Annotated in this window: 20 protein-coding genes and 6 pseudogenes; 12 read left to right on the forward strand and 14 right to left on the reverse strand. The window is 68.2% G+C overall.

Annotated features, from left to right (window positions below; genetic code table 11):
• Positions 1-292: 292 nt before the first annotated feature.
• Entirely contained in the window at positions 293-754 is a 462-nt protein-coding gene (locus tag N8I84_RS02140) for a DUF5709 domain-containing protein (RefSeq protein ID WP_263227710.1), read from the reverse strand.
• Positions 755-949: 195 nt separating this feature from the next.
• Positions 950-1,297: a GNAT family N-acetyltransferase gene (locus tag N8I84_RS02145; RefSeq protein WP_263227711.1), complete on the reverse strand. Its 348-nt coding sequence runs from the start codon at positions 1,295-1,297 to the stop codon at positions 950-952.
• Positions 1,298-1,699: 402 nt separating this feature from the next.
• Here N8I84_RS02145 and N8I84_RS02150 point away from each other — a divergent pair.
• Positions 1,700-2,010: pseudogene (locus N8I84_RS02150) on the forward strand (peptide-methionine (S)-S-oxide reductase); the annotation flags it as partial.
• An 84-nt stretch (positions 2,011-2,094) separates the two neighbouring features.
• Here N8I84_RS02150 and trxA read toward each other — a convergent pair.
• From trxA to N8I84_RS02175, 5 genes and pseudogenes are all read right to left on the reverse strand, one after another.
• The gene (gene trxA / locus N8I84_RS02155; protein ID WP_263227712.1) at positions 2,095-2,424 is read right to left on the reverse strand and encodes a thioredoxin; all 330 of its coding nucleotides are present in this window, start codon (positions 2,422-2,424) and stop codon (positions 2,095-2,097) included.
• Between the two features lie 99 nt (positions 2,425-2,523).
• Positions 2,524-3,291, reverse strand: coding sequence for an SDR family NAD(P)-dependent oxidoreductase (locus N8I84_RS02160; protein ID WP_263227714.1), 768 nt, complete (start codon positions 3,289-3,291; stop codon positions 2,524-2,526).
• Positions 3,292-3,615: 324 nt separating this feature from the next.
• Positions 3,616-4,196 (reverse strand): annotated as a pseudogene (locus N8I84_RS02165) (cbb3-type cytochrome c oxidase subunit I); the annotation flags it as partial.
• 337 nt (positions 4,197-4,533) lie between these two features.
• Positions 4,534-6,441: an AfsR/SARP family transcriptional regulator gene (locus N8I84_RS02170; protein WP_263227716.1), complete on the reverse strand. Its 1,908-nt coding sequence runs from the start codon at positions 6,439-6,441 to the stop codon at positions 4,534-4,536.
• A gap of 751 nt (positions 6,442-7,192) precedes the next feature.
• The gene (locus tag N8I84_RS02175; protein WP_263234625.1) at positions 7,193-7,864 is read right to left on the reverse strand and encodes a TetR/AcrR family transcriptional regulator; all 672 of its coding nucleotides are present in this window, start codon (positions 7,862-7,864) and stop codon (positions 7,193-7,195) included.
• An 840-nt stretch (positions 7,865-8,704) separates the two neighbouring features.
• Here N8I84_RS02175 and msrA point away from each other — a divergent pair.
• Positions 8,705-9,205 carry a peptide-methionine (S)-S-oxide reductase MsrA gene (gene msrA / locus N8I84_RS02180; RefSeq protein ID WP_263227717.1) on the forward strand — a complete coding sequence of 167 codons (501 nt, stop codon included), beginning with the start codon at positions 8,705-8,707 and terminating at the stop codon, positions 9,203-9,205.
• A gap of 70 nt (positions 9,206-9,275) precedes the next feature.
• Here msrA and N8I84_RS02185 read toward each other — a convergent pair whose 3' ends face one another.
• Both N8I84_RS02185 and N8I84_RS02190 read right to left on the reverse strand, forming a co-directional pair.
• Complete coding sequence (locus N8I84_RS02185; protein ID WP_263227718.1) at positions 9,276-11,240, reverse strand: SpoIIE family protein phosphatase; 1,965 nt, start codon at positions 11,238-11,240, stop codon at positions 9,276-9,278.
• A gap of 221 nt (positions 11,241-11,461) precedes the next feature.
• Positions 11,462-11,783, reverse strand: a pseudogene (locus tag N8I84_RS02190) (NADP-dependent oxidoreductase); the annotation flags it as partial.
• A 210-nt stretch (positions 11,784-11,993) separates the two neighbouring features.
• On the opposite strand from N8I84_RS02190, the gene pdxR (N8I84_RS02195) reads away from it, so the two are divergent.
• From pdxR (N8I84_RS02195) to N8I84_RS43015, 3 genes are all read left to right on the forward strand, one after another.
• A complete protein-coding gene (pdxR, locus tag N8I84_RS02195) occupies positions 11,994-13,691 on the forward strand; it encodes a MocR-like pyridoxine biosynthesis transcription factor PdxR (protein ID WP_263227720.1) in 1,698 nt (565 codons plus the stop codon).
• 119 nt (positions 13,692-13,810) lie between these two features.
• A complete protein-coding gene (locus N8I84_RS02200) occupies positions 13,811-14,044 on the forward strand; it encodes a thioredoxin domain-containing protein (RefSeq protein ID WP_263227722.1) in 234 nt (77 codons plus the stop codon).
• A gap of 423 nt (positions 14,045-14,467) precedes the next feature.
• Positions 14,468-14,668, forward strand: a complete 201-nt coding sequence (locus tag N8I84_RS43015) for a hypothetical protein (RefSeq protein ID WP_390898832.1) — start codon at positions 14,468-14,470, stop codon at positions 14,666-14,668.
• Between the two features lie 73 nt (positions 14,669-14,741).
• Here N8I84_RS43015 and N8I84_RS02210 read toward each other — a convergent pair whose 3' ends face one another.
• Together N8I84_RS02210 and N8I84_RS02215 are read right to left on the reverse strand one after the other, a co-directional pair.
• Positions 14,742-17,225 carry a SpoIIE family protein phosphatase gene (locus tag N8I84_RS02210; protein ID WP_263227724.1) on the reverse strand — a complete coding sequence of 828 codons (2,484 nt, stop codon included), beginning with the start codon at positions 17,223-17,225 and terminating at the stop codon, positions 14,742-14,744.
• Positions 17,226-18,004: 779 nt separating this feature from the next.
• Complete coding sequence (locus tag N8I84_RS02215; RefSeq protein WP_263227726.1) at positions 18,005-18,154, reverse strand: hypothetical protein; 150 nt, start codon at positions 18,152-18,154, stop codon at positions 18,005-18,007.
• Positions 18,155-18,315: 161 nt separating this feature from the next.
• On the opposite strand from N8I84_RS02215, the gene N8I84_RS02220 reads away from it, so the two are divergent.
• Positions 18,316-18,513 (forward strand): hypothetical protein, encoded by a 198-nt coding sequence (locus N8I84_RS02220; RefSeq protein ID WP_263227727.1) that lies wholly within the window; start codon positions 18,316-18,318, stop codon positions 18,511-18,513.
• A 152-nt stretch (positions 18,514-18,665) separates the two neighbouring features.
• Here the strand turns inward: N8I84_RS02220 and pdxR (N8I84_RS02225) are convergent, their stop codons facing one another.
• A complete protein-coding gene (gene pdxR, locus N8I84_RS02225; RefSeq protein ID WP_263227728.1) occupies positions 18,666-20,105 on the reverse strand; it encodes a MocR-like pyridoxine biosynthesis transcription factor PdxR in 1,440 nt (479 codons plus the stop codon).
• Between the two features lie 173 nt (positions 20,106-20,278).
• Between pdxR (N8I84_RS02225) and N8I84_RS02230 the strand changes: the two genes are divergently transcribed.
• From N8I84_RS02230 to N8I84_RS02250, 5 genes and pseudogenes are all read left to right on the forward strand, one after another.
• On the forward strand, positions 20,279-21,139 hold the full coding sequence (locus N8I84_RS02230) for an MFS transporter (RefSeq protein WP_263227729.1): 861 nt from the start codon (positions 20,279-20,281) through the stop codon (positions 21,137-21,139).
• A pseudogene (locus tag N8I84_RS02235) lies at positions 21,127-21,537 on the forward strand (aldo/keto reductase); the annotation flags it as partial. The gene N8I84_RS02230 and the pseudogene N8I84_RS02235, both read left to right, overlap by 13 nt.
• Positions 21,535-22,342: pseudogene (locus tag N8I84_RS02240) on the forward strand (zinc-binding dehydrogenase); the annotation flags it as partial. The pseudogenes N8I84_RS02235 and N8I84_RS02240, both read left to right, overlap by 3 nt.
• 204 nt (positions 22,343-22,546) lie before the next feature.
• Positions 22,547-22,741: a hypothetical protein gene (locus N8I84_RS02245; RefSeq protein ID WP_263227730.1), complete on the forward strand. Its 195-nt coding sequence runs from the start codon at positions 22,547-22,549 to the stop codon at positions 22,739-22,741.
• 147 nt (positions 22,742-22,888) lie between these two features.
• The gene (locus N8I84_RS02250; protein ID WP_313884226.1) at positions 22,889-24,091 is read left to right on the forward strand and encodes a cytochrome P450 family protein; all 1,203 of its coding nucleotides are present in this window, start codon (positions 22,889-22,891) and stop codon (positions 24,089-24,091) included.
• A 58-nt stretch (positions 24,092-24,149) separates the two neighbouring features.
• Here the strand turns inward: N8I84_RS02250 and N8I84_RS02255 are convergent, their stop codons facing one another.
• Positions 24,150-24,407, reverse strand: a complete 258-nt coding sequence (locus N8I84_RS02255; RefSeq protein WP_263235052.1) for a hypothetical protein — start codon at positions 24,405-24,407, stop codon at positions 24,150-24,152.
• A gap of 34 nt (positions 24,408-24,441) precedes the next feature.
• Positions 24,442-24,549 (reverse strand): annotated as a pseudogene (locus tag N8I84_RS02260) (MarR family transcriptional regulator); the annotation flags it as partial.
• Positions 24,550-24,979: 430 nt separating this feature from the next.
• Here N8I84_RS02260 and N8I84_RS02265 point away from each other — a divergent pair.
• Complete coding sequence (locus N8I84_RS02265; protein WP_263234627.1) at positions 24,980-26,659, forward strand: chloride channel protein; 1,680 nt, start codon at positions 24,980-24,982, stop codon at positions 26,657-26,659.
• The last annotated feature ends 38 nt before the right edge of the window (positions 26,660-26,697 follow it).

Raw genomic sequence — 26,697 nt, forward strand, 5'->3', positions numbered from 1 at the left:
GGCGACTGGTCTGGGTGCAGCGGGTGGGTCCGACCGGCCTCAACGCCTGCCGAGACTGCTTGACGCGTCTGACCTGGCAGCCGCTGCCTGGCCGACAGTGCGGGGAAGGGCGATACCGTCGCGGCGACGGCGGGTATTCCGTGGATGCGCCTGTCCTGGTTCCTGGGCGGGCCGACATACAGCCTGCCGGACCCGCTACGGAGGGACAGGAAGTCTTCCCTGCCTCATCGCCCCTCCGGTCCGGGCAGCTCGGACTCGCCCGTGCGCCTGGCCCGGCCGGAGGATGGCGCGCTCAGGAGTCCTCTTGAGCGTCAGGCACCACATGGACAGCCGCCTCCTCGGCGGAAGCGGCACCGTTGTCGATGCCCACGTCGCGCGCCCAGTAGTCGTCGCCGTCGTAGCCTGCGGCGAGAACGTCCGTGTCCCAACTGAGGAGGCGTCCGGCGCGCTCGTCGCCGACCTGATCGTCGATGAGCTCTCCGTCCGTGCCGATCGTGTCGCCCAGCCCGTCGCCCTCGTCCGATGCACTTACTTCCGGCACCTCGCGCCTGAGCCGATGCGCGAGGTCCTCGTGGGAGGCGCCCTCCCTCGCAGTGACGCCCCAGTCGTTCACGGCGAGGGGAGTATCGGCGGGTGAGTAACCCCGGTCCAGGACATCCTCTCCTAGTTCGTCTTCGTCGTACTCCTCTTGCGAACGCAGGGGGTTGGAGTCGGCCAGGTCTTCGTAGGGCGGGACGTTGTCTGGTGAAGTCATTACGGCCTCCATGCCATCGGATCGCCGCGGCCTGTCGGTGCCGGCGCCTCGGTGACGGCCCGGCGGGAGAACACAATTCAAGCGGCCCTATGTCGACGAGGCGTCTATCCGGCATAGTCACCTGGGCGGTCGGCTATCGCGCTCCAGCCAAGTGGTGAAAAAGCCCCCTGGGACTCAGGGCTGCCCGCCGCGCTCCTACCTCCCGGACCGGCCCCAGTTGCCGGGGTGTTCGAGATCGATCAGCTGGTCGTATCCGGGATTCTGCTCAATAAACCGGTCCACCACCGGGCAGTAATTGGTGATCGTCGCTCCCTTGGCAGCGAGGTCGTCGAGGGCGAAACGAATCAGGAGCTTGGACCAGCCCCGGCCGCGGTATTCCTCCCGGATAGTCGTATGAGTCAGTACGCGTCGCGAGCCGACCGTCTCGTAGACGAGCATGCCCACCACCTGGTCGCCATAGCGCAATTCGTAGAAACGCCCGTCGGGATTGTCCCCGATCTCGACGTGACTGTCGTCTGCTGGGCCCGGTTGCCTACTGGTCATGGCTGTCTCATTCCTCGGTCGAACGGCTCCACGCCGCTTTTGAGCAGGTACAAGCATTCTTTTGACTCGGGACTCGCCAGGCAGCAGCGTATGCCTGAGCGCAACTGGCTTCGGACTATGTCCGGCTACCCGGGGGCACCCTCCGGGACACGGGACTGCGCCGCAGCCAAGACCGGTTCGGAATCCCCTGCAGGGCGTCCTCGGTCTGGCATCTGCAGACGCCGGGTAAGGAGTCCGCCACCGACACAGCTGACGGTCGACGAGCCGGCGGTTCGACGCCGCTGAGTCGAGGCCCCTGTCTGGCTGCCACGACTGGGCGAAGGCGCCGGCCTGGCCCGCCGAGGCCGGTCTCGTGTCGGACTGCCTCAGTCGATTCCGGCCTCGCAGAAGGGGAAACACAAGATGGCACCGGCAAAGGGGCATGCCGTGTTGGCGGGTGGTTGCCACTGGGTCATCCAGGAGTGTTCCGGAGGTTTCCGGGTGTCGTGGCCACCCGTGTCGGCTACACCAGCGGTGAGGTGGTGGAACCGCATTGCGGGGGCGCTGATCGCGGACTCCGACGCGTCTGGATTATGGCCAGGGACTCTGGTTATCGAGGTTGTTCCGTCCGGCACGTTCTCGGCAGCGGAACCTGAACACCAGGACTTACTCCAGCGTTATCGGACGCGCACATCAGCCAGTACGTCCGAGAAGGCTGGAAGCTGCCCCGCCGCCGACCTGACCCGCCCGCGCTCGCGCTTGCCGGAACGCGTCACGGCAGGCACGGCGGCGGGCGGGCACGCCCCTTCAGTGCCCGGTCACCTCAGGAACTCGTGCAGGTCCTGTTCCAGGGCCGGCCTGGGTTTGGCCCCGACGACCGTCTTGACGACCTTGCCGTCCCGGTAGACGTTGAGCGTGGGGATGGATCTGACACCGTACTCTGCAGCGGTGCGGGGGCTGTCGTCGACGTTCAGCTGGACGATTGTGATCTTGTCACTGTGCTCGGCGGCGAGCGCCTCAAGTACCGGTGCTACAAGGCGGCAGGGCCCGCACCACTCGGCCCAGAAATCGACAAGTACAGGCTTGCCGCTCTTGAGCACCTCATCCGCGAAGGTCTCGTCCGTCACGCTTCTCAGATTGCCTGCCATTCGAGCTCCTTCTACGCGGGCAATATTGATCGATGCCTTCTGGATGCCTCGCCCGGGGCAGGTGACAGGTCGTAGTCCCGGGCGGGCGTGGGGGTGCGTCTAGTTGCGGCCTGCCATGACCCCGCCGTCGACGTTGAGGATGGCGCCCGTCGTCCAGCTCGAGGCCGGCGAAAGGAGGAAGACGATCGCGGAGGCCACGTCCTGCGGGGTGCCGACCCGACCGAGGGGCTGCAGCCCGCTCAGCTGCTCCATCGCGCCGTCCAGCTGGTCTGCGGGGAAGACCTTCTCGAAGAGGGGCGTCCTGGTGACGGCGGGAGCCACGGCGTTCACACGGATGCCCTCGCCAGCGAGCTCGATGGCGAGGTTGTGCGTGAGGGCGTGCAGTCCCGCCTTGGCCATCGAGTAGGCCGACGACGGTGTCACGGCGAGGGCCTGGTGCGCCCACATGCTGCCCACGTTCACGATGGCGCCGCCCTGGCCCCCGGCAACCATGCCCCGGACGATGGTCTGAGTCAGGAAGAAGGTCGCCCTGTTGAGGTCGTGATAGGCGTCGTAGTCCGCGACCTCGTAGTCGAGAAAGCGCTTCGGCATGAAGAACCCCGCCGAGTTGACGAGGAGGGTGGCGTCGGGGTGGTCCTCCGCCAGCTGCTTCTGCGCCTCGACGACCTGGTTCCGGTTCGCCAGGTCGGCGCCGATCGACCACGCGTTGCCGGAGCGCGACAGGCTTGCCACGGCGTCGTCGAGTTTCTGACCCGGGCGGCCGACGATCACTGCGCTTCCTCCCCGCGCGATCACGTCTTCCGCGGCCTTGAAGCCCATGCCGCTGGCGCCGCCGATCACGACGAGTTTCTTGCCTTCGAAGTCCATGGCTCGATCCTTCTCTATTGAGCGGTGAACACTTCTTGACTGTGTTCCATCTGACCCTGCCATAGCAGTGTCTACAACAGCTCTATAAAGCCTCTACGGCGCCAATCGCAGTGGCCCCGTCATCCGACTAGCGGAAACTGAATGGATCTGTCCTGCCTACCGCTTCCGCCCTTTGCGCATTGCTGCGCGAAGAAAACGGCCCGTTCGGGAGCCGCGCGATAGTCGCGCTACGGTCTAATTTCATCAAGGCCGTGCCACGCTGAGCGCGAGACGCTGCTGTCCGCACGCTGCCCGCGGGACGGTCGGCCAACTCTGTCCGCCGCTCGGCCACCAGAAGTAGAAGCCCGCGAACATGGCGAAGACGATTGTGCCGAACAGGGTGTGTGGAATGGCCTACGACGAAGTAGGAGACGGACACGGGGAAGTCGAGCGGCGGCGAAGCCAGCAGCACGCCGGTGAGGCCTCGAAGAGGAACGTGACGAGGAACCCTATTGACCACAGCATGGGCGTCTCGAACGAGAGCGACCCTTTCCACATCCTGCCGATCCGGTTCAAGAACTTCACACCCGTCGGCACCGCGATTCGGAACGACATGAAGGCGAAGAAGGGCAGTGGAACGCCTCCTGTGAGGAACATGTGATGCGCCCATACGGTCACGGAGATCCCGGCGATGCTGATCGTGGCCCCGACGATGCCCAGGTAGCCGAAGAGCGGCTTCCGGCTGAAGACCGGCAGGATCTCGGAGACGATACCGAAGAACGGCAGCGCGATGATGTGCACCTCGCGATGGCCGAGGAACCAGAACAGGTGCTGCCACAGGAGCGCACCTACGTTGGCCGGTTGGAAGATGTGCGAGCCGAGCTTCCGGTCAGCTCCAGCGCGAGGAGGGCTGCTGCCAGCGTGGGGGCACGAAAGCGGGCCCCTGAGCGTCGGCACACTCCCGGCTGCAGGTGGGACGGCCCCGGGCACAGGGCGTCCCAGCAGTGTGCAGGGGGTAAGGGCCCTCGTGCGCCCGACGTCAACCGTTCTGCCTTGGCCGCCGACAGGCCCGAGCGGAGGGTTGCACTCCCACGGACGAGATGCTTCCTGGCGTCGGAACCCCTGGAGGGCCTCCGCGATCCTGTCGTAGACGGTGAAGGCAGCCGTAGTGGAGACTGTCCGGCCGACTGTGCCCGGTACATCGCGGCGAACAGGCTGGACCCGGTCCGCCCGCCGTCGAACCACACAAAGGGGTCGCGGCGCTCATACTCGCTGGTCAGTTCTTTCTCGTAGAACGGTGCCGCCCGGTAGGGCATGCCCCCCGTCGGGAACTGCTCGGTCCCGGCTACTGGCCGTGGCAACGTCTCCGCAGGGTGCCTTTGACGACGACATGGATGCCGGCCCCTGCTCGCCCCAGGAACGGGTCGGCTTGCCCTGGTCGAGGAACCTCTCCCCCGCCTGCTCCACTGCGTAGGCGGCCACAAGCCGGTTCCAGCTGTACCGACCCGGGCCGATCTCCGCGACGAGGTGCGCTCGGGTGAGGCGCGACAAGGCCTGGCGGACCCGGCGCTCGGGCCGTCCGGCCAGGTCCGCAACCTGCGATGCCGCGAACATGGGGTCTGGGCAGGCGCTCAGGTCGCGGAAGAGCGCGGCTGTTTCCGTGTCGAGCAGGCGGTACGAGCGGGTGATGGACTCGCGGACGTCGAGGGTCTGGTCCTCGTCGCTCGCGAAGGCGTCCAGAGTGCTGTGCTCCGGTGCCTCGTACTCGTCGGCCAGGCTCGCCAGACGCAGCTGGGGTCGATACGCCGCGCGGGCGGCGACGTTGGCCAGGGCCAAGGGGAGCTGCCCGGCCAGCCGGATGATGCGGTCGACGGCCTCTGGTTCAGCTGCTGTCCTCGCTGCGCCGAGTCGGCGCGCGAGGAGGCTGCGTGCGTCCGTCTGGCTCAGGGGCATGAGTGTCAGGGGAAGTGCCTGGTAGGCAGCGACGAGCGCATGCAGTTGCATGCGGCTGGTGACAAGGACCATGGAGCCGGGGCCTCCGGGGAGGAGATGCTTTATCTGGTCCGTGTTCCATGCGTTGTCGAGCAGGACGAGGACTCGGCGGTTGGCCAGCAAGCCGCGGAACATGAGCCCGCGCGCCTGCGCGGTCTCGGGCATGTCCTCGACGGGGACCCCCAATGACTGCAGGAAGTCCTCGAGCACCTGCGCGGGGTCCCGCGGCTCGGCCTCCGGTCCGGCTCCCTGCAGGTCTGCAAAGAGCTGGCCGTCCGGGAAGCGGTCAGCCAGACGGTGCGCGACGGTGGTGGCGAAAGCCGTCTTGCCGACGCCGGCCAGTCCGCCGACCGCGCAGATGGCCACGGAGGACGACGCCGCTGCATCGGCGGCCAAGCGCTCGACCTGCTCCTGCTCTCTCTCACGGCCGACGAGGCTCGGCAGGGCGGCCGGGAGCTGAGCCGGGACGTGCGGCGGGGGCGTCGCTGGCCCACCCTTCGGGCGGTCGGCGCTTTGCGGGAGCTGGAATCGCCCGGAGAGGATGCGCTCGTGCACTTGCTGCAGTTCCGGCGACGGGCTGACGCCGAGGCGCTGACGCAGCAGGTGACTGGTCGTGTGGTAGATCGTCAGCGCCTCGGACTGCCGGCCAGCGCCGTAGAGCGCAGTCATGAGGAGGCCGCATACGCGCTCTCGAAGCGGGTGCTCGGCAAGCAGAGCGGACAGTTCCGCGGCGGCCTCGGCGTAGTGCCCTCTCTCCACTTCGCAGGCGAGCTGCTCCTCCGCGCAGGCGAGGCGCATCTCGCCGAGGACGCTGCGCTGCTGTTCCGCGAACGGCCCCGGGACCCCAGCGAGGGCCACTCCTTTCCACATCTCGAGGCCCTCGGTCAGCAGGCTCGCCGCAGACTCCAGGTCGCCGGCGGTACGCGCCTCCCTCGCCCTTGCCGTCGTCTCCTTGAATCTGTTCAGGTCCAGAGCGTCCCGTTGGATGTGCAGCAGGTAGCCCCCGTCGACCAGGCTCACGGAGCTGTCACTCTGCTCCCCCAGTGCCTGCCTGAGCCTGTAAACGTACGTGCGCACGGAGCCCACGGCCGACGGTGGGGCCTCGTCGCCCCACACGTCCTCCACCAGTTTCGAGAGACTTACAGGCTTGCCGGCCCTGAGCAACAGCGAAGCGAGCACGGCGCACTGCCTCGGCTGACCAGCTCCGGCCTCGCTCCCCTGCCTGTGGAGCCGGACCGGGCCGAGCACTGAGAACTGGACACCTGCATGCATAGTGCCTACCGCCCTGGAGATCCTTGTGAGACTTGACTGCTTGGCTGTCCGCAAGGGACCGCTCTCACCAAACGTACAGCAGATCAGCGAATTTTCAGGACCAAATAGTCCCGTCTTGCATGGAGGAGACCTGCCTCGTGTACCGGGGGCCGCCGCCGTTCTCGGTCGGCGGCTGGGGCCACTTGCGGACACAGAGCGTTCGGGCGAAGGCATTTTCCGGCCGTCACATCCCCGGCCGGGCCGCCTCCGCCGGCCGGGAGGACGGTGAAGTCCAGTCCGGTACAGAGACCGCGGACGCAATCGCCTGTGGCGCCACACCAGGGCTTCTTGGCGCCGCCTCGCCCCAGACGACTCAGAGGGCGTTTGAGGTCGGCTCGATCAGGGCCCATCCGGTGTCGGACAGGTCGCCGGGGTACGCCTTGCGCTTCGCTCACGGCGTAGCGTGATCATGGATGAGGCGGAGGGCTCGATTTCTGCCGTTCATCGGGTGATTCCACGGCAACTTCAGACCAGACGGACTTCCGCGTAGGGAAGCGAACGAGACGGATGGCCGACCATCCGCCCGGGAGAGCGTCATCCGCCGCCTATGGAATGAAGGCACTCAAAGCAGGGCAGGAGCGAGAGCCGCAGATAGCGGCTTGACCTGCATAAACGCCCTCTAAGCGTCCTCCCGTGCCCCGGCCGGCGGATCGCCGTCCTCGGCGAGCACGGCATAGGCCTTCACGTGGCCGATCGCCATGTCCAGGGCGATCCTCATGGGTTTGACGTCCTGGGCCGTCTGGGCAAGGAGGTAGCCGCCTTGAAGGGCGGCCATGAGGCTGGTGGCGAGCTCTCCGGGGTTCGCGTCCGCACGGAGGACTCCGGAGTCCTTCATCCGCTCGAGCCCGGCCTCGAGCAGACCCTCCCAGGTGTCGAAGTGCCGGGCGATCGCCTTACGCGCCTCTTCGTCCTGATCGGCCAGTTCGCTTGCAAGGGAGCCGAGCGGGCAGCCGTACGCTCCGTTTCGGAGCGCGTTGCGTTCGATCAGTGCGTCCCGCCAGCGCTCCAGCCCGCGGAGAGAGTTGAGCCGCTCCAGTTGCTGGTGCTGACGCTCGAGCAATTCCGCAGCCTGCAACGCGACAACGTCCTGCACCAGCGCATCCTTGTCGGGGTAGTGACGGTAGAGCTGGGATTTGCTCGTTCCGCTGGCCGCCCTGATCTCGTCGAGGGTCGTGGAGGAGACGCCCTTGACGTACATCATGTCAGCGGCTGCCCTCAAAATGCGCTTTCGAGTCGCCCGCCCGCGCTCAGTCAGCCGGGAGTTGTTCTTGTCGCGCGCATGTTCCGCCACATTGGTCAAATTACCAGTGCGTACGCTAGCAGGAGTCGGAAGGGACCTCAAGGTCCTTTTTTGATACCCGGCCCTCCGGCGCTCGACCCACCCGATCCCGAGCCGTCGTCCCGGGCCTCCCGAAGCGGAGCCGGCCTGCTGGAGCCGCGCACTCGACCGGTGTGCTCGGCCCCGGGCCGGCTGCTATCAGAGACAATCCATGCCTCCGGCGCCGCCACCCATGAGGGCAGAATGGTCCCCGCTCCCTCCTCCGCCGCCAGGGGCACAGGATCGGCGGCAGCGAGGAGCTGCGGCGGGAGTGCTCTCCCCGCGTCGGGCCAGTGCGGGACGGGCCCTCTCACACACCGGCGGACGGCTTGATGCCCTGGGGCAGCAACGGCTCCGGCCGGTCCCACGGGCCGTTCGTCAGATCACCAGGTCCCACAAGGCGTGATCATCCACAAACAAGATCCACTTGCACAACAGGCCCTAGACCGGCGTAGGCGGCCAGGTGCCCTGCGATGGAGAAGCCGCTGCCTGCAGCACGGGCGGGGCTCCCGAGGGACCATGGGCGCGACACGGATGTCAGCAGGGTGCCTGCCGTCTCCGCGCACAGGACGTCCCGCCTCCGACGCCCTCCCGTCCGAGCCTGCTCCGCCGGATTTCGGACAGGGCCGCAAAGGGCGTAAGGAGTCCGCGGGCCGCGCAGCTAACCACTGTGGGCGCTGCACGGCCGCTGTCGCGGCGCCCCGAGCCGCAGCGCACGGTGCCGGCGGGACACGGCCAGGTCGATAGAGCGCGGGTCCATGCGTTCCGGCCCGTTGCATCCGGACGGCGGAATTAGCAGGAGGGCAACACGGCATGGCACACCAGACGGCAATTCTGGCAGGCGGGTGCTTCTGGGGCATGCAGGAGCTGTTTCGGACCCTGGACGGCGTGGTCTCGACGCGTGTCGGCTATACGGGGGGCGAGACGGCGAACCCGACCTACCGCAACCACGGCAGCCATGCGGAGGCCATCGAGATCACCTACGACCCGGCGCGGACGGACTACCGGGCCCTCCTCGAGTTCTTCTTCCAGGTACATGACCCCACCACGCTGAACCGGCAGGGCAACGACGACGGCTTGAGTTACCGGTCGGCCATCTTCCATCTCGATGATGAGCAGCGGCGCGTCGCAGACGCCACGATCGCCGAGGTCGACGCCTCCGGCCTGTGGCCGGGGAAGGTCGTCACGGAGGTGACCCCCGCCGGCGCCTTCTGGGAGGCCGAGCCAGAGCACCAGGACTATCTGCAGCGCTATCCGTACGGGTACACCTGCCACCGCATCCGCCCGGAATGGCGGCTGCCCAAGGTCCCTTAAGGCCGATGACGCGGGAGCCTCGACGGCGCGTCGCCTCGAGCGCCGGCAGGGTCTCGCCGCGCATCGAATCTCATGCGCGTCGGATGACCAGCACGGCCACGTCGTCGAGGTGGTCCACCGCGGCCACCGCGTCGAGTATCCGGTCTGCAGTCGCCTCGACGCCGAGCCGATCCTGGAGGGCTCGACCGGCCAGCGCTCCCGCTCGCTCCAGTCCGGCTTCCAGGGTCAGGCACGGCCCTTCGACCACACCATCGGTGACCATGACCAGCGCGGTGCCCTCTTCCAAAGTGAAGGTCTCCTCGGGGTACTCGGCGCCAGGCACGATTCCGAGGACCGGCCCGGCGGGAAGTGTGCGGATGGTGTGGCTGCCGTCGTCGCGTGCGTGGAGCAGTGGCACGTGGCCTGCGCTGGTGCCGATGACCTGTCCGTCATTCGGATCGAGGTGCAGCATGGTGCAGCTTGCGAAGCGTGGCGCGTCCATCGCGACAAGCAACTCGTTGGTACGCGTCAGCACCGTTCCCGGCTCCGGCTCGTGGGCGGCGATCGCGCGCATGGACGAGCGCACCTGGCCCATGAAAACCGCGGCATCGACGTCGTGTCCTTGAGCGTCGCCGATTTCGAGTGCGACCGCACCGTCGGGTAGGAAGAACGCGTCATACCAGTCTCCGCCGATATCCAGCCCATCCCGGCTGGGCTGATAGCGGGCGGCGATCTCCAGGCCTGGGAGGTGCTCCGGCAGCGTCGGGAGCATGCTCTGTTGGAGCGCCGTGGACAGCTCGACGTGGGCTTGTTGCAACCTGATGCGCCTCAGTGCCTGGCCTGCCAATTCGGCCAGAGCCGTCATGAAGGCGAGCTTCTCCGGGGACGGGGGCTTGTCACTGTCGTACGTCACCACCCAGGCCCCGAGCGGCCGGTCGCCCACCGGGCTGAGGGGGGTGATCGACAAGGCGGTGCCGGGGACAGGGCGCGGCAAGGGCAGACTGTCATCATGCAGCCAACGGCGAACAAGCTCCTCGTGGTTGGGGAAGAACTGCGCCTGACCGGTACGGATCGCGCAGGGCAACGGCCGGTCCTCATCCAGCGACAGGCCGTGCAGAGCATCAGCCTCCCACGTGGGGATCCCGGCATCCGAGGAGACCCGCAAGCGCCCCTCGTCGACGACGGCGAAGAGGGCGCCGGTACCTCCGACGGCCGCGGCGAGCCGGGCCAGCACAACCTGCTGCAGTTCCTGCTCGGTGGCGGCGGTGAACAGGGCGGAGGAGAACGCGGTGATCCCGTCGGCACGCTCTCGCTCCGCGCTCACCTCGGCCAGCATCTCTTGGCGGTGCGCCTCCGACTGGGTGTCGTCACGGATCACCGCGAAGATTCGTTCGGGCCCGCCGTATCCCAACTGGATCCGGCGGGTCTGGCCTGCGAGGACACGCCAGCCATCGTCCTCGGTGAGGAACCGCGACCTGATCCACGGGGACTGGGCGGCGGACGAGCGCACAAGCCGCTGCACGTCCTTCCGGTCATCGGGGTGCACTCGCTTGATCATCTTGGACAGGGGCACCGAACCCTGCGGGAAGAGCGTGGCCAGGGCGGGTGCGCCACCCAGCCACTCCATCTTGTGCTCATCCGAGGAACACATCCAGAGGCCGAGGCCGGCGGCCTTAGCCGCGAGCTGGAATGGGATCAGCAGACCGCCGAGGTCATGTTTCGCGTCCAACGAATGCACCCACACAAGGCGCTCGCCGCTCAGGGGATCCGTCACCGGTTGCGCCTCGACGAGGCAGACCACAGATGCGGTGCTCGTGCCGGGGAATTCCAGCACACGCATCGCAAGCATCATCGGCGTGGCCCCGTGCGTCAGCAGGCTCTCAGCCGAGATGCGCTGCTCCTCGGAGAGTAGATCAACAAAGTTATGACCTACGCACTGTTCCCACGGCCTGCCCAGTGCGGTGGCCATCGCGTCGTTGAGGGAGCGGATGACACCGTCCAGGGTCAAAAGAGCGGACGGTGTAGCCTTCTGAAGAAGTTCATCCGAGGTGTCCATTTGCCGCTCCCTGACCATCGTCGAGCGATATGACCTCGTCGTCCTGCAACAACAGTATCTGGCCCGCCGCGCCGGCGAGGACCTCGCAGCTCAGCACGACACCTGCGTCGGCGAGGCGAATGGGGGCAGGATGACGTACGGGCGTAGACCGACTGAAGTCGCTCGTTGATCGAGATGGATTCGCGCAGGCTGTTCGCAGCGGCGTGGGCGTGCTCGGTGTAGGCGCCGGCCTCTCGTGCGAGCTGCGTCACCGTCGACTCGACTGCGCCGTGCACGAGGACGCTCTGCCCCGCCGGAAAGCGGCCGTGCTCGAACAGCTCCTGCCGCGCGGTCAGGCCCGGCATCGGCAGGGCCGCGCCCACCGTATGGTCGACGTCGGCCGGCAGCGGCGCGAGGTTACGCGCCTCGATCGCCACATACTCCGCCAGGGTGCCGCCCCGAAGTCCGTCCTCGAGGGTTCAGCGCTGCCTGCGGCTCGGGCCGCTCCACCAGCGTAGTCCCGGCCGTTTCCGCGGCCTGGTCCGTCACCACAATCGCCTTCATCCGGCGCCTCTGATCGATAGAGGTGGGGCGCGAGGGCGTCGAGGAACAAGTGCAACAGCGACATCTCGGTAAGACGACGCGAAGGATCGACGCTCATCCCATAGGTGCAGACGCAATCCGGTAGACCTTCTCGCTCGTCGGAGTCGCGTGATGTCCAACGGGGCGTGGGAGAGGCCATCCCACACAGCGCATTGAAAGGAACCCTCATGCATGACAGCCGGGCTTGTTGGCAGGACCGCACTGATCACCGGCTCTGGCCCCGGAATTGGCGCAGCGATCGCGACGGGACTTGCCCGGGCCGGACTCGATGTCGTCCTTCTCGCCCGCTCCGCCGACCAACTCGACGAAACCGCCAAGACCATCAGAGCAAGTGCGTCGAGTGTTGAGGTTCGCATCGTGACCACCGATCTGACCAAGGACAACCAGCGCACCACGGCCATCGACGACCTTCTGTCCGGCGGCCAGGTCGATGTTCCAATCAACAACGCGGCCACTGTCGAGCCCCTCGGCGCCCGCACCACGATCAGTCCAGCGCAGCTATGGCAGGCCTTCGAGAATGATTTGATACGAGCTGGACGAGGTGTTCGCCGTGCGCTGGCCGAAGCCGTGCGCGATGCTGTCCGCACCGGCCGCCTGGCCCCGGGGACCCGGCTGCCCTCCTCCCGTCGGCTCGCCGCCGACCTCGGACTTGCCCGCAACACCGTGGCTGACGCCTACGCCGACCTCGTCGCCGAGGGATGGCTTACCGCCCGCAGAGGCTCGGGCACACTCGTGGCAGACAGGATGATCACTCGGCCGATCTTGGCGCGCTCGGCCGCCCAGCTGTCCGGTAACCCTTGCTACGACCTGATCCCAGGTAACCCCGACCTCACCGCCTTTCCTCGTGCAGCTTGGCTGAAGGCCACACGCCGCGCCCTGGCCGCGGCCCCCGACGACGCGTTCGGCTACGGCGACCCCCGCGGTCGGCCGGAGCTACGGGCCGCACTCGCAGACCATCTCGCTCGAGCCCGGGGCGTGTACGTGAGTCCGGAGCACATACTGATCTGTGCCGGCGTCTCCCACGGCCTGCAGATCCTGAGCGCCGTCCTGGCCGGGCGAGGGGCGAGGAACGTAGCCGTCGAGTCCTACGGCCCAGACAGGTACTGCGGCCTGCTGGGGGCTGCTGGGCTGAAGACCCTCCCGCTTCCCTTGGATACCCACGGGACCGACCCGGTGCCGCCCCTCGGCACCGAAGCGGTGCTACTCACACCGGCTCACCAGTTCCCTGTGGGCACGGCGCTGCAACGCGATCGCCGGACGGCCGTCGTGGACTGGGCCAGACGGACCGGCGGGCTGGTCCTGGAGGATGACTACGACGGTGAGTTCCGGTTCGATCGCCAGTCTGTCGGAGCGCTCCAAGGACTCGACCCGGACTGCGTGGTCTACCTGGGTACCGCCAGCCAGACCCTTGCCCCTGGCCTGCGGCTGGCCTGGATGGCGCTGCCTCCCACGCTCGCCGAGGAAGCCGTGGCGGCCAAGGGGCAGATCGACTCGTGCGAGGTATTCAGCCAGCTGACGATGGCGGAATTCATCACCTCCGGGGCCTACAGCCGTCACATACGTGCTGCCCGTCGGCGCTACCGCGATCGACGAGACGCTCTCGTCACAGCCCTGGCCCAGCACGCCCCAAAGGTGCGCGTCATCGGGACAGCGGCTGGCCTGCACACCGTGCTCGGTTTGCCGCCCGGGACCGAGCAGCAGGTCCTTCAGTCGGCAACCCGGCACGGCCTCAAAGTGGCTGGCCTGTCCCGATACCGCCATGAACGGTCACTGAACGCCATGGCCGATGCCCTCGTCGTTGGATACGGGGTGCCCTCCGACGCTGCGTGGCCTCAAGCGCTCTCCGCACTCGTGCGGATCCTTTCCTGACGCGCCCAAGTAGCCGGGCACCCGAACTGATCTCTTTGCGGGTACGCCGTCACCTCACGCCTGCCTGGACTGCACCGTCAAGAAGGCAGGCGCGGATTCATGACACGCAGAACACGCGGATGGCCCTGGCGGCGGTGGAATGGACGTGCCTGCACCGCCCCGACGTCGTGGACGCGTTCATCGACGCGCTCTTCGCGGCCCACTTGGCGCCGGGCGAGGACCTGTGCGACCGAGTCACGGTGGAGCGTCACGCCGCCGGGGCGGGCATCGATCCCGACGCCCTGGACAGGGCGTTCGCGGACGGCAGCGCTCTGCGGGACCTGCACCGGGTGGAGGCGCCGGGTGCCGAGTAAGGGGTCCGGGCGAAGCCCACCTCACTGGTCGCCGGGCGCTGGTCTCGAGCTCGCTACCCCCTTCCCGGTTCTAGGAGCTGACGGAGGACGCGATACGGCACGAACGAGGCGCTGCCCGACGATGTCCCCGTGGTGGATGGATGCCGCCTGCTCGTGCTGGACGAGCCGATGTATCAACGCAGTTGGAACGCCGACCGGTTCTTCCCGCTGCTCCCGGGTACGGCCGAACTGACCTGCGTCCTGCCGCCGACGAGGCGCGGACATGGTTCGCCCGTACCCGTTCGGCAACGGGACCTGCCGGGCTTCCTGACTCGGCGGACCCGGCCGTCACCGCGCGGCCGATCGGAGTCGGAGCTCGGACCCGGTCCCCTCTGTCGGACATGGCGTGCACCAGGGCTGTCCGCACTCCCGAACACCTTCCTGGTGATCACGGAGTTGCACCGCTCTGTGATCAAGGGGGCCATCGGCGACCCGGATGATCGTCCTGCCGATGACGCGCCGCTCAGAAGCGAAGGCGGCGGCTGCCTGGGCCGACGGGCGGACCGCGCCGACCCGCACGTCCCGGACACGCTGCGCAAGGTGCGCGAGACAGCGTATGTCCGCGCTCCAACCACACAAAAATGATGCGTACGAGTTGACGGTCCTCTCGGGCACAGGAACTTGCCTCCAAGCGCTTGGGCTTGCCGGGCACGTGATTTCACACACTGGCCGGCAGTCGCTGATCAGCCCAGATGATTTTGCCGTCCGGGATGTGGCGGATTCCCCATCGGCGGGACAGTTGAGTGACGAGGAAGAGGCCGCGGCCGTGTTCGTCGGTGGAGCGGGGGTGTCGCACAAGCGGGTGGCTGTGGCTGGCGTCGGAGACTTCGCAGGTCAGCATCTTGTGCCGGATGAGGCGTAGGCCGATCGTGCGGTCGCTGCTGCCGTCGCCGTCGCCGTCGCCGTTGATGATGGCGTTGGTGACCAGTTCGCTGGCGATCAGCTCTGTGGACTCGGCTAGGTCTTCCAGTCCCCACTGGGTCAGCTGCCGGGCAGCGAGAGTTCGGGCACGGCTGACGACGGCGGGGTCCCTGGGGAACTGCCAAGAGGCAACCTGGTCCGCGCTCAGCGAGCGAGTCCGTGCGAGAAGCAGAGTGACATCGTCGCTCGGCGGCTCGGCCCGCAGTGTGTCCACCGTCGAAGAGCACAGATCGTCCAATGTGAGGTCGGGCCGTGCGAGGGCCGCGCGCAAACGGTTCATGCCGACGCTGATGTCCTGGTCGCGGGCCTCGATCAGACCGTCGGTGTAGAGGGCGAGCACACTTCCTTCGGCGAGTTCAAACGTTACGGACTCGAAGGGGACCAGTCCGAGGCCGAGCGGTGCTCCGGCGGGCAGGTCCGGGAAGGTGACGTGGCCGTACGGGTCGATGATCGCGGGCGGGGGGTGGCCGGCCCTTGCCATGGTGCAGGTACGGGTGACCGGGTCGTAGACGGCATACAGGCACGTGGCGGCCATCGTGGTGGTGGCCGGGTGCCGGGGGTCTTCCGCCTCGGTGAGGCGGATGACCTGCTCGTCGAGGCGGGACAGTACTTCATCGGGAGGCATGTCCATGTCCGCGAGGGTGTTCATGGCGGTGCGGAGTTGGCCCATCTTCGCCGCCGCGTTGATGCCGTGTCCCACCACGTCGCCGACGACCAGGGCGACGCGGGCGCCGGAGAGGGGGATCACGTCGAACCAGTCACCCCCGATGCCGTGGTGGCTGTCGGCCGGCAGGTAGCGCCAGGCCACATCCGCAGCGGAGCCGCCCGTGGGGCGATGGGGGTGCAGCAGGCGCTGCAGGGCCTGAACCGCGGAGCGTTCGCGCACGTATTGGCGGGCGTTGTCCAGGGCCAGCGCTGCCCAGCTGGCGAGTTCCTCGGCCAAGAGCAGGTCGTCCTCCTCGAACGGCCTGGGGTCCTCCGTCCGTATGAAGACCGCCATGCCCAGCACCGCGCCCCGTGCGTGGATCGGGACGACCATCAACGAGTGCATGGCGTGCTCACGGATCGTCTCCGCCCGCGCCGGGTCGTGGTCGAGCCATGTGCCCGGGGATGTGTCCAGCATCGGCTCGAAGTGGGATTTCCCGGAGCGCAGGACACCGGTGAAGGGCGAAGTGGGCGGGATGAGGACCGGTTCTCCGCGAGCGAACAGGGACTCCGGCGTTCCCGGGTGGATCGAGGCCAGGCCTGCACGGCGGAAGACGGGGATGTGCTCGTCCTGTGGGCCGAGATGGGCCAAGGGCTCCTCGCCGTGTTGGACGGACTCCGCCAGGTCGACGGTGGCGTAGTCCGCTAGGAACGGCACGGTGAGGGCGGCCAGTTCCTGCGCGGTCTGCATGACGTCCAAAGTCGTGCCGATGCGCCTGCTGGCCTCGCCGAGGATTGCCAGACGCTCTCGCGCCCGACGGCTCTCGGTGACGTCCACGCTCACGACGCACACGCCCAGCGCGCGCCCCTGCGCGTCGTCGAGGCGGACGTAGGACGCTGTCAATAGGCGGCTGCTTCGCACATTCGCCGGTAGGAAGGCCTGGTAGTCCACGTTGATCGCCGGGTCGCCACTCTCCAACACCTGATGCATCACTGCTTCCAGCGTTTCCGCCTCCGTCCCGGGCGCTGCCTCCGTCAGCCTGCGGCCCAGCCGCTTGGGGAGAGGGATTCCGTCCTTGGAGCCCTGGGTGTCGTTCACCCGGATGCAGCGCAGGTGCGTGTCCCGTACGACGACACCGATCGGCAGGCAGCGCGGCAGCGTAGCGAGGAGCGGCTCCGCCACTGTGGCCTCGGCCTGCCCGGCGAGAAGCAAGGCCTTGTCGGTCGCGCAGACCACCCACCAGTCCCCGCCGTCATGCCCGGACAGCGGTGACACGCACAGGCGCACATCGATGCTGCGGCCGTCGCGGTGGCGCACCTGCGCGAGGTCGGACCAGCAGCCCCGGAGGGTGCTCTCTTGTGCGGCTTGTGAAGCCCTTGCTCGGTCGTCAGCGGCCACCAACAGGATATCGGCGGACCGCCCCACCACCTCCTCGGCCGAGTAGCCCACCAGCCCCTGCGCGGCCTGCGACCATCCGACCACCGTCCCCTGCGCGTCGAAGAGAGCTATCGCTGGGCAGACTGTCTCGATGGCCGTCTGAGGCTCGGAGAGCGTTGTCTCTACGGAACTGCCCATTGCTCTTCCCTTCTACGTCCCCCCGGCGATACGGTCCCCCAACTGCTCGGCTGCCTGGTGGATGGAAAGGTCCAGGGCAGGAGTGATCGAGCTACCAGGCACGGCAGGCCACAGCCCATTCACACTGCCCCCTGACGGTGGCTGCGGCGGTGGTCTCGGCCCGTCAGACGTGCTCCGGCGGGACCCCTGTCGGGGCCTGGGTGCAACCAAAGGGCCGTCGACTGACACCGACGGCAACAACACGGCCGCCCGGCTACTCCCCGCTTGCTCTCACCCGCACCTCACGCGTCAGTCGGCGAGTGCTGAGAAGGTGGTGCAGCCAGGCCCCGACGGCCGCCCCCAGAATCGGAGCCACCAGTCAGATCCGCAGATCGGTGGTCTGCCCAACGAATGCGGCAGGACCGAACTGGCGGGTGGGCTGATCGAGCCCCCGCTACAGGGCCCCAGAAAGAGCGATCACCTTGGGCGAGCTTCGCCCCCTCCAGACGGCGCGTGTGCTCGGGGAGGCGCTGCGGGCTTCCGTGTGCTTCGTTCCTCCTCATGCGTGCAACGCTACGCACTCAGTGGCACCAGAGTATGGTCCATTTCTATGAGAAATTCCCAGACCAATTCTGCGGACAAAGCAAGATCGCGATTTACGGAACTGGGACAGTAACCCGCTCCCGATCGTGGCGCTCCGAGCATGCGACGTGGCGCTCCGGCTCGCGGTGTAAACGGTCCGACAGGCGGGGACCAGGGGCCTGCCTGGCCGTTCGACTCGAAGTGACCCGGTCTTTTTCTCAGAAAATGGTCCATGGTCCGGTCATGACCGCGGCAGCGGTGTAGAGCTCGTCGAGGTCACTGACTGAAAGGAAGACACCGATGTTCGTCGCGGTGGGCCACACACTGCTGTGGAGCGGATCCGATACCGGGCTGATGAAGGTCGTCACCGATGGACTACAGGCGTCGGGAGAACGGCTCACGGGGATCTCGGTCGATTTTCTCCGGAAGTCGGTCGGGAAGGACACCGACAAAATGACGTTCGCCAGAGATCTCGCTGAACGGGAGGCACGGTTGCTCGCCGTGTGCGACGCAGATCGAGGTCCTGGAGTTGAGGAAGTACGGCCTAGACGACGACCCCGTGGTGCTGCTGAACACGGCGGGCTTCCACGACGGGCTGATACTCCAGCTCCGGCGAATGGACGAGCTGGGGTTGCTGCCATTGCCCCTTGGAGAGCTGGTCTTCGTCGCCGACACGGCCGCCGGTGCACTCGCCACCGTGGAGAAGTACGTTGGAACGGATGGGTAGATAGTGACAGCACGGCTTCCCGCCTGCGAGATCGCGCCGACGCCGGCACGGGCGGCCTGGCACTTGAGGCCGACAGCCCCAGCGTCTCGAATCTCGGCAGGGGCGCTCCCGAACCGGACAGAGGAGCGTCCGCTCCGCCCCCGGAACCCCTTCTAGGGCAGCACCCTGCACAGTGCGTCCAGTGAGCCTGCCCACGCGCTGTCCGAGGGCGCCGCGTAGTTGACCACCAGTGCGTCCCGTTCAGGCAACTGCCATCCGCAGTCCGCCACTTCATAGCGGAACTGCGTCAACCCCCTGATCACCAGACCTTGCCGGGCCGCGGCCTGGACCACCGAGCTTTCGGTTCCACGCGGGAGTTCGAGCACCGTCTGCAGTCCTGCAGCCATCCCGGTCACACGAATGCCGGGCGCCCTCTGGCGCAGAGCCTCGACCAGCTGATCGCGGCGACGCCGGTAGCGCAGCCGCATCGAGCGCACATGACGGTCGTACGCACCCGAGGCGATGAATTCCGCCAGCGTCAGCTGCTCCAGGGCACTCGTCATGTAGTCGCCGTACCCCTTGGCCGCCACGATCTCCGGGACGAGTTCCTCCGGCAGCACCATCCATCCGAGCCGCACCCCCGGCGCCAGGGACTTGCTCACGGAACCGAAGTACACCACCCGCTCCGGATCGAGGCCCTGCAGGGCCCCCACCGGCTGACGGTCGTACCGGAACTCCCCGTCGTAGTCGTCCTCCAGGATCAGGCCGCCAGTGGCACGTGCCCACTCGACGGCCGCCGTGCGCCGGTCCGGGCGGAGCGCGACGCCCGTCGGGTACTGGTGCGCCGGGGTCATGAGCACCGCCCCCACTTCGCGCAGTCCCGCGAGGTCGTCGATGCGTGCGCCATGGTCGTCGACGTAGAGGGGCGGGGTGTGCAGACCGGCGTTCGCCAGCAGGTCGCGAAACAGGTCGAGCCCGTAGGCCTCGACGGCCACCCCTCGCACCCGCCGCACCCTGAGCGCTTGCGCCATCAGCGCCAGACCGTGGTGGAAACCGGAACAGATGACGATCCGCTCCGGCTCGGCGTACACCCCGCGGGCCCGCGCCAGATAGTCCGCGAGTGCGGTGCGCAGTTCCATCCGGCCGCGGGCGCCGCCGTAGCCGAAGGCGTCGTGCGGCGCGGCGGTCAAAGCCCGGCGGGCCACGGTGAGCCACTGCGAGCGCGGAAAGTTCGCGAGGTCCGGTGCACCGGTCCACAGGCCATACCCGGGACGGGGTTCGTCCGGCCTTGTGCGGGGAGCGTCGGGGGCTGCCCTGTGCCGCTCAGCGCGGGTGGCCACCCGGGTCCCGGAGCCCTGCTGGGCGGTGAGCCAGCCCTCGGCGACCAGCTCGGCGTAGGCCTCGACCACGGTGTTACGCGAAACACCGAGATCCGCGGCGAGTGAGCGGGAGGCCGGCAGCCGACTGCCGGGCGGTAGACGCCCCGTGCGCACGGCCTCCCTCAAGGCGTCCATGAGCCCTGCGCGCAGCCCGGGTCCGCGCAGCTCCAGATGCAGGTCGGCACCGAACGCGGGGGGCGGACCCGCCGGGGAATTGGTCCGAGGACCTGCCATGTAAAGGAACCATACTCCCATACCATCGACTGGCCAGTCGTCCCATTGCGCCCACCACTGCGTCCTCCGTCGGGGCGTGGTCGGCCGGCTGGTGCGCGGACGGAAGGCGTTCACGATAGGGCGCGGCACGGGCGTGGTGGTCGGCGTGAGAATGACATGGCCCATCGTCACTCATGACGGCAACGAGTGAGCACCGCCCGTCAGCGTCAACGACCAGATCGCCGCACCTGCTGGCGACCCTGGGGTCGACCGCGCTGGTCTTCGGCATCGTGAACGCCGCCGACGTCGGCTGGACTGCCGCCTCGACCCTGGTGCCGCTGGTGGCCGGCGGGGTGATGCTCGGGCTGTTCGTCCGGATGGAGCGGCGAGCCGCACAGCCGATCGTGCCGTTGCGGCTGTTCACCAGCCGGGAGCGCTCCGGCGCCTACCTCGCCCGGATGCTGTACATGGGCGCGATGATGGGGTTCTTCTTCTTCACCTCGCAGTTCGTGCAGAGCGTCTACCGCTGGACACCGCTGCGGGCCGGCCTCGCGTTCCTGCCGATGACACTCGTCAACTTCGTCTTCGCCGTCCAGGTTCCGCGGCTGCTGGAACGGGCCGCCAGGCCGCTGGTGCTGCTGACCGGGGTCGTCCTGACCACGCTGGGCATGGCATGGCTCAGCCGCCTCGACCTGCACACCCCGTACCTGACGGGCGTGGCACTGCCGATGGTTCTCATCGGTGCCGGTCAGGGACTGACGCTGGCCCCGCTGACCTCCAGCGGCGTCGACGGCGTCGCCCCCGCGGACGCGGGGGCCGGCTCGGGCATGGTCAACACCGTGCACCAGATCGGCAGCGCGCTGAGCCTGAGCATCCTGACCGCCGTCGCCGCCTCGGTCTCGACCGGCCATGCGGCCGCAGACATCGCGGCCCGCTCGGGCGTGGCCTTGACCGGCTCTGCCGTCCTGCTCGCGCTGGCGGTCGCCGTTGTCCTCACCCTCATAGTGCCCTCACGGGCCACCCGCAACGAAAGGTCCCTGCGATGCAGACTCTGACCCTCAACAACGGCGTCGAGATGCCCGCCCTCGGACTGGGAGTCTTCCAGACCCCGCCCGACGAGACCCGGGCCGCCGTCAAGGCCGCGCTCGACCTCGGCTACCGGCACATCGACACCGCCGCCGCCTACGGCAACGAACGCGAGGTCGGCCAGGCCATCCGCGACTCCGGCGTCCCCCGCGACGAGATCTTCATCGAAACCAAGATCTGGATCAGCGACTACGGCTACGACGCGACCCTGCACGGCTTCGCCAAGAGCGCCGCAAAGCTCGGCGTCGACCAGATCGACCTGCTGATCCTGCACCAGGCGCTGCCGTCCGAGTTCGACAAGACCCTCGCCGCCTACCGCTCCCTGGAGAAGCTCCTGGCCGACGGCAAGGTCCGCGCGATCGGCGTCAAGCCCGGCGACGTCGTCGTGGCCCCCTTCGTCTGGGCGGACAACACCTGCACGTACTGCCGCGAGGGCCTGCAGACCTCCTGCCCGCACGGCGGGCAGTGGGGCGTCAACGGGGTCGACGGCGGCCAGGGCCAGGCCGCCCGCGTCCCCAGGCCGACGGCACCCTGGTCAAGCTGCCCGTCGGCGAGGACTCCGAACTGCTGCCGGACCTGCTGACCCTCTCCGACGTCCTGTGCACCGGCTACCACGCCGCCCGCACCGCCGGCGTCCAGCGCGGCGACACCCTCACCGTGATCGGCGACGGCGCCTTCGGACTGTCCGCTGTCATCTCCGCGCGGCTGCTGGGCGTCGAGCAGATCATCCTCATGGGCCGCCACCGCACCCGCACCGACCTGGGCCGCGACTTCGGCGCCACCGACGTGATCGCCGAGCGCGGCGACGAAGGCATCGCCAGGGTCCGCGAACTGACCGGAGGCGAAGGCACCCGCAAGGTCCTCGAATGCGTCGGGCTGGAGGACTCGTGCAAAGCCTCGGCGTCGTACGCGACGGCGGCACCATCAGCCGGGTCGGAGCACCGCAGTTCACCGACGTACCGTTCGGGTTCGCCGACTTCATGCGCAACATCACCCTCACCGGCGGCGTCGCCCCCGCCCGCGCCTACATCGAGGAACTGATGCCCCACATCCTCGACGGCACGATCCGACCCGGCCGCGTCTTCGACCGAACCGTCGACCTCGACGACATCGCCGACGGCTACCAGGCGATGAACGACCGTGAAGCCCTGAAGGTGCTGGTACGCCCGTGACCGCCCGCAAGCCGGACATTGAACCGGCTGCGGCCGCCGATCACACCGGGGCGGTCTCGGCGTACCACGCCCACCTTCTGGCAATGCCGAGGGCGACACTCAAACCCTCGACGCCCTGCTCGACGACGCACTCACTCTGACGCATATGACCGGCTACGTGCAGCCCAAGACAGAGTGGCTGTCGCAGATGCACGGGGGCAGTTCGTGTACCACAGCATCGAGGAGAAGGGTCTCGATGTGCACACCGTCGGCGCCGGCACGGCCCAACTGCTCGGCCGCACACTGACCGACGCGACGGTCTACGACACACGCGCAAAGTGGCGGCTGCGTCTGGCCGTGGACTTCACACGACATGACGACGCCTGGACTGTCGTGCAGACCGTCGCCACCACCTGGTGACCACACCGCCCGCTCCCCACCAACCGGCTCCGCTCGCCTTCGCCGACCACGGGCGCCGCTTTCCCCGTCCGGTTCGGCTGAATGCCTACTTCGCCGAAGCGCCGCCCATTGCTAGCGTCGGAGCGAGCCGGGAGACGGGGGCAGGCGGTGGCGGCAGCCGAGGTGATCGATCTGGTGGCGCTGGGCGAGGACTTCGTCCGCGATCCGTATCCGGTTTACGCAGCGCTGCGGGAGCGCGGCCCCGTGCACAAAGTGCGGATTCCGGAGGGCGCGGAGGCCTGGCTTGTCGTCGGGTACGAGGCCGGGCGGGCCGCGCTGGTGGATCCGCGGTTGTCCAAGCAGTGGGAGAACGCCTCGCCGTCCTTTCCGATCCCCAGTCCGTCTGCCGGGTCCCACATGCTCAACTCCGATCCACCGGACCATGAACGGCTGCGCAAGCTGGTCGTCCGTGAGTTCACTCCACGCCGGATCGAGCAGCTCTCGCAGCGGGTGCGGCAGATCACCGACAAGTTGCTCGACGCGATGGTGGTGCTGCCAGAAGGGCGGGCCGATCTCGTCGAGGCACTCTCGTTCCCGCTTCCGATCTCGGTCATCTGCGAGCTGCTCGGTGTGCCCATGCTCGACCGGGCGGCGTTCCGTGCCTGGACCGGCACGATCCTCACCGATCCCGACCCGGAGGCGCGGCTCGCGGCGACGAATGAGGTCGCCAAATATCTCACCGACTTGTTGGAGCGCAAGCGCCGGGCCCCAGGCCAGGACCTCATGAGCGCCCTGATCCGCACCACTGACGAGGACGGTGACCGGCTGTCCGCGGACGAACTGCGCGGGACCGCCTGGCTGCTGCTGGTCGCGGGGCATGAGACCACGGTCAATCTGATCTCCAACGGCGTGTTGGCTCTGTTGACCCATCCCGACCAACTCGCCGCACTCCGCCAGGACATGACGCTCATCGACAACGCGGTGGAGGAGATGCTGCGCTACGACGGACCGGTGGAGACGCCGACGTTCAGGTTCACCACCGAGCCGGTCCAGATCGGCACTACGGTGATCCCCGGCGGTGGTGAGCTGGTCCTCGTGGCCCTGGCCGACGCGAACCATGACCCGGCACGCTTCCCCGACCCCGGTCGCTTCGACATCCGGCGGCCCGCAGGCGGTCATGTCGCCTTCGGTCACGGCATCCACTACTGCCTCGGCGCGCCGCTCGCCCGCATGGAGGCTCGGATAGCGCTCCGTGCCCTGCTGGAGCGCTGCCCCGACCTCGCACTCGACGCGCACCCGGCCGCCCTGACCTGGCGCCCCGGCATGCTCATCCGGGGCCCGCATCAGCTGCCGGTGCGGTGGAAGTCCTGACCTCGCGCTTGCGGAACACCTCATCCGTTCTCATGTGACTACTCCATCGCCGAGTCGCTCACGTGGACATGGGGCGGGATGACCTGACGGATTCCCGGTCACTGCTCCGTCGCGCGTCGGCCGACTCGCCGAGGTGTTCGGCCGGCTGAAACAGGGCCGGGAGCGCATTCGTGATGGCCGCTCGGGCGCCGTCGTCCAAGGCGGCGAGTGCGGCGTCGACCCGGCGTTCGTGGGCCGTGGTCCAGGCGGCGAGCTTCTCGCGGCCGCCGTCGGTGAGGGTGACGCGGAGGCTCGCGGCGGTCGGCGGCGTCGACATCACGCGCGACGAGGCCGGCGCTGATCATCTGCCCGATCAGTCCGCTGACGGTGCTCGGGGCCAGGCGGCGGAGGGCGGCAAGGTCACTGATCTGTGCGGGAGAGTGCTCACCGAGCACCTGCAGCAGCTCGACCTGCGCCATGGGAAGGGCCACCGCGAGGGTGGTGGCTTCCGGCGGCGGCGTCGGTGACGAAGTGGTTGGCACCCGTCGGAATCGGCCAGGGAGGCGGCGGGTGGCCTCCTCGGGGCGCGGGCCGGAACCCGTGCACGGAAGTCGTTTAGGACCTGCAGCAACGGGGCGGTGCTCAGCTCAGTGGCCGCGTCCCCACGGCGGCTGTCCGTAGCTGGACGGATCCGGACAGCGTCTACGCCGCGCGCGAATGCCACCGGCGCCTCGGCAGATCCGCGCTGCTGCATCCTTGATACGTTTTGCATAATGCAAAAGTAAGGAAGGGGAAGTGATGGGTGCCATTGAGACGGCCGGGGACATGGAGCGGACGACAAGCGCCACGACGAGAGAGCTCCCGTCGGCGCGGAAGCTCACGGCGCTGCGCTCCACACCCTGGGTCCTGATGGTGCTCGCGGTCGTCGTCGGCGCCGGATCCGGAGCCGGCTCGGTCGTCTTCCGCTGGTGCATCCAGACCTTCACACGCCTCTTCTCCGGACACGCCGACTACGCAGCCGCCCCGGGCACGAGCAATCCGCACGTCCCGTGGCTCGGTCCGTACTTCGTGCTCCTCGCCCCGGTGGCCGGCGGCCTGATGTACGGGCCACTGGTGAATCGGTTCGCCAAGGAAGCCCGCGGCCACGGCGTGCCTGAGGTGATGTTGGCCGTGGCCCAGCGCGGCGGCCGCATCAGCCCGAAGGTCGCCGTCGTCAAGACGCTCGCCTCAGCTCTGACCATCGGCTCGGGCGGCTCCGTGGGCCGCGAAGGCCCGATCGTGCAGATCGGCTCCGCGCTCGGCTCTACCCTCGGCCGCATGTCCAAGGTGACCGAGGGGCGCTTGAAGCTCCTGGTCGCCTGCGGTGCGGCAGGGGGCATCGCCGCGACGTTCAACGCCCCGCTGGCCGGCGTGTTCTTCGCCATGGAACTGATCTTGGGCACCTTCAGCGCGGAAGCGTTCGGAGCCACGGTGCTGGCCAGTGTGACGGCGAGCGTGATCGGCCGTGCCGCCTTCGGCAACGCGGTCTTCCTGCACCTGCCGGACTTCCACATCGACCATCTCGCCCAGTACGGGCTGATCGCGCTGCTCGGCGTCGTCGCCGCCGTGGTCGGGGTGGGCTTCTCGCGGTTCCTGTACCTGATCGAGGACGCCTGCGACTGGGTCTGGCGCGGCCCCGAGTGGCTGCGCCCGGCGGTTGGCGGCCTGGCGCTCGGTCTGGTGCTGCTCGCGCTGCCCGAGATGTACGGGGTCGGCTACCCGGTCCTGCAGAAAGCGACCCAGGGCGGGTACGCGGTCGGCTTCCTGCTGCTGTTGCTGGTGGGCAAGATGCTGGCGACCAGCCTGACGATCGGCATCGGAGGATCGGGCGGGGTGTTCGCTCCCAGCCTGTTCATCGGGGCGATGCTGGGGTCCGCCTACGGAACGGGAGTCCACCATCTGCTGCCCCAGTCTGCCGGCGCCGTGGGCGCCTACGCGTTGATCGGCATGGGCGCCGTGTTCGCCGGCGCGGCCCGGGCCCCGATCACCGCGGTGGTCATTCTCTTCGAGCTCACCGGCGAATACTCGATCATCCTGCCGCTGATGCTCGCGATCGTGCTCGCCACCGCCGCCAGCCGTCTGCTGGCCCACGACACCATCTACACGCTCAAGCTGCGCCGGCGCGGCATCGATCTCGAGGGTCCGGCCCGCGGTGCGTGGATCGGTGGCCAGCGCGTCAGCGCCGTCATGGACCCCCTGCCCTCGCCCCTGCCCGCGTCCACCACGCTTGCGGACGCCGCCGATCTGCTACGCCTGTCCGGCCACGGTGCCCTGCCCGTGATCGACGGCTCCGGAGCGTACGTGGGCGTCGTCACGGCGCAGGCCGTGGCTGAGGCCCTTGCCGAACAGCCGGACGCAGCGCCGTCGCTCGTCGGGCAGCTCGCCGAGCTGCCCACGCCGGTGCAAGCGGACCAGCCCCTTGCACTGGCCCTGCACGCTCTTCTCTCAGCAGCAGGCACCGGCGTGCCCGTCCTGGACCCTGACAACGGCAAGCCGGTTGGTTGGCTGAGCCACCAAAACGCCCTCCGTGCAGTGCACACCGCCGCCTGACGGTCGTCGAAGGCGACCCCGCGCCCACTCGTTCGCAT

Origin of the sequence: Streptomyces cynarae (genome assembly GCF_025642135.1) — a bacterium.
GTDB lineage: Bacteria > Actinomycetota > Actinomycetes > Streptomycetales > Streptomycetaceae > Streptomyces > Streptomyces cynarae.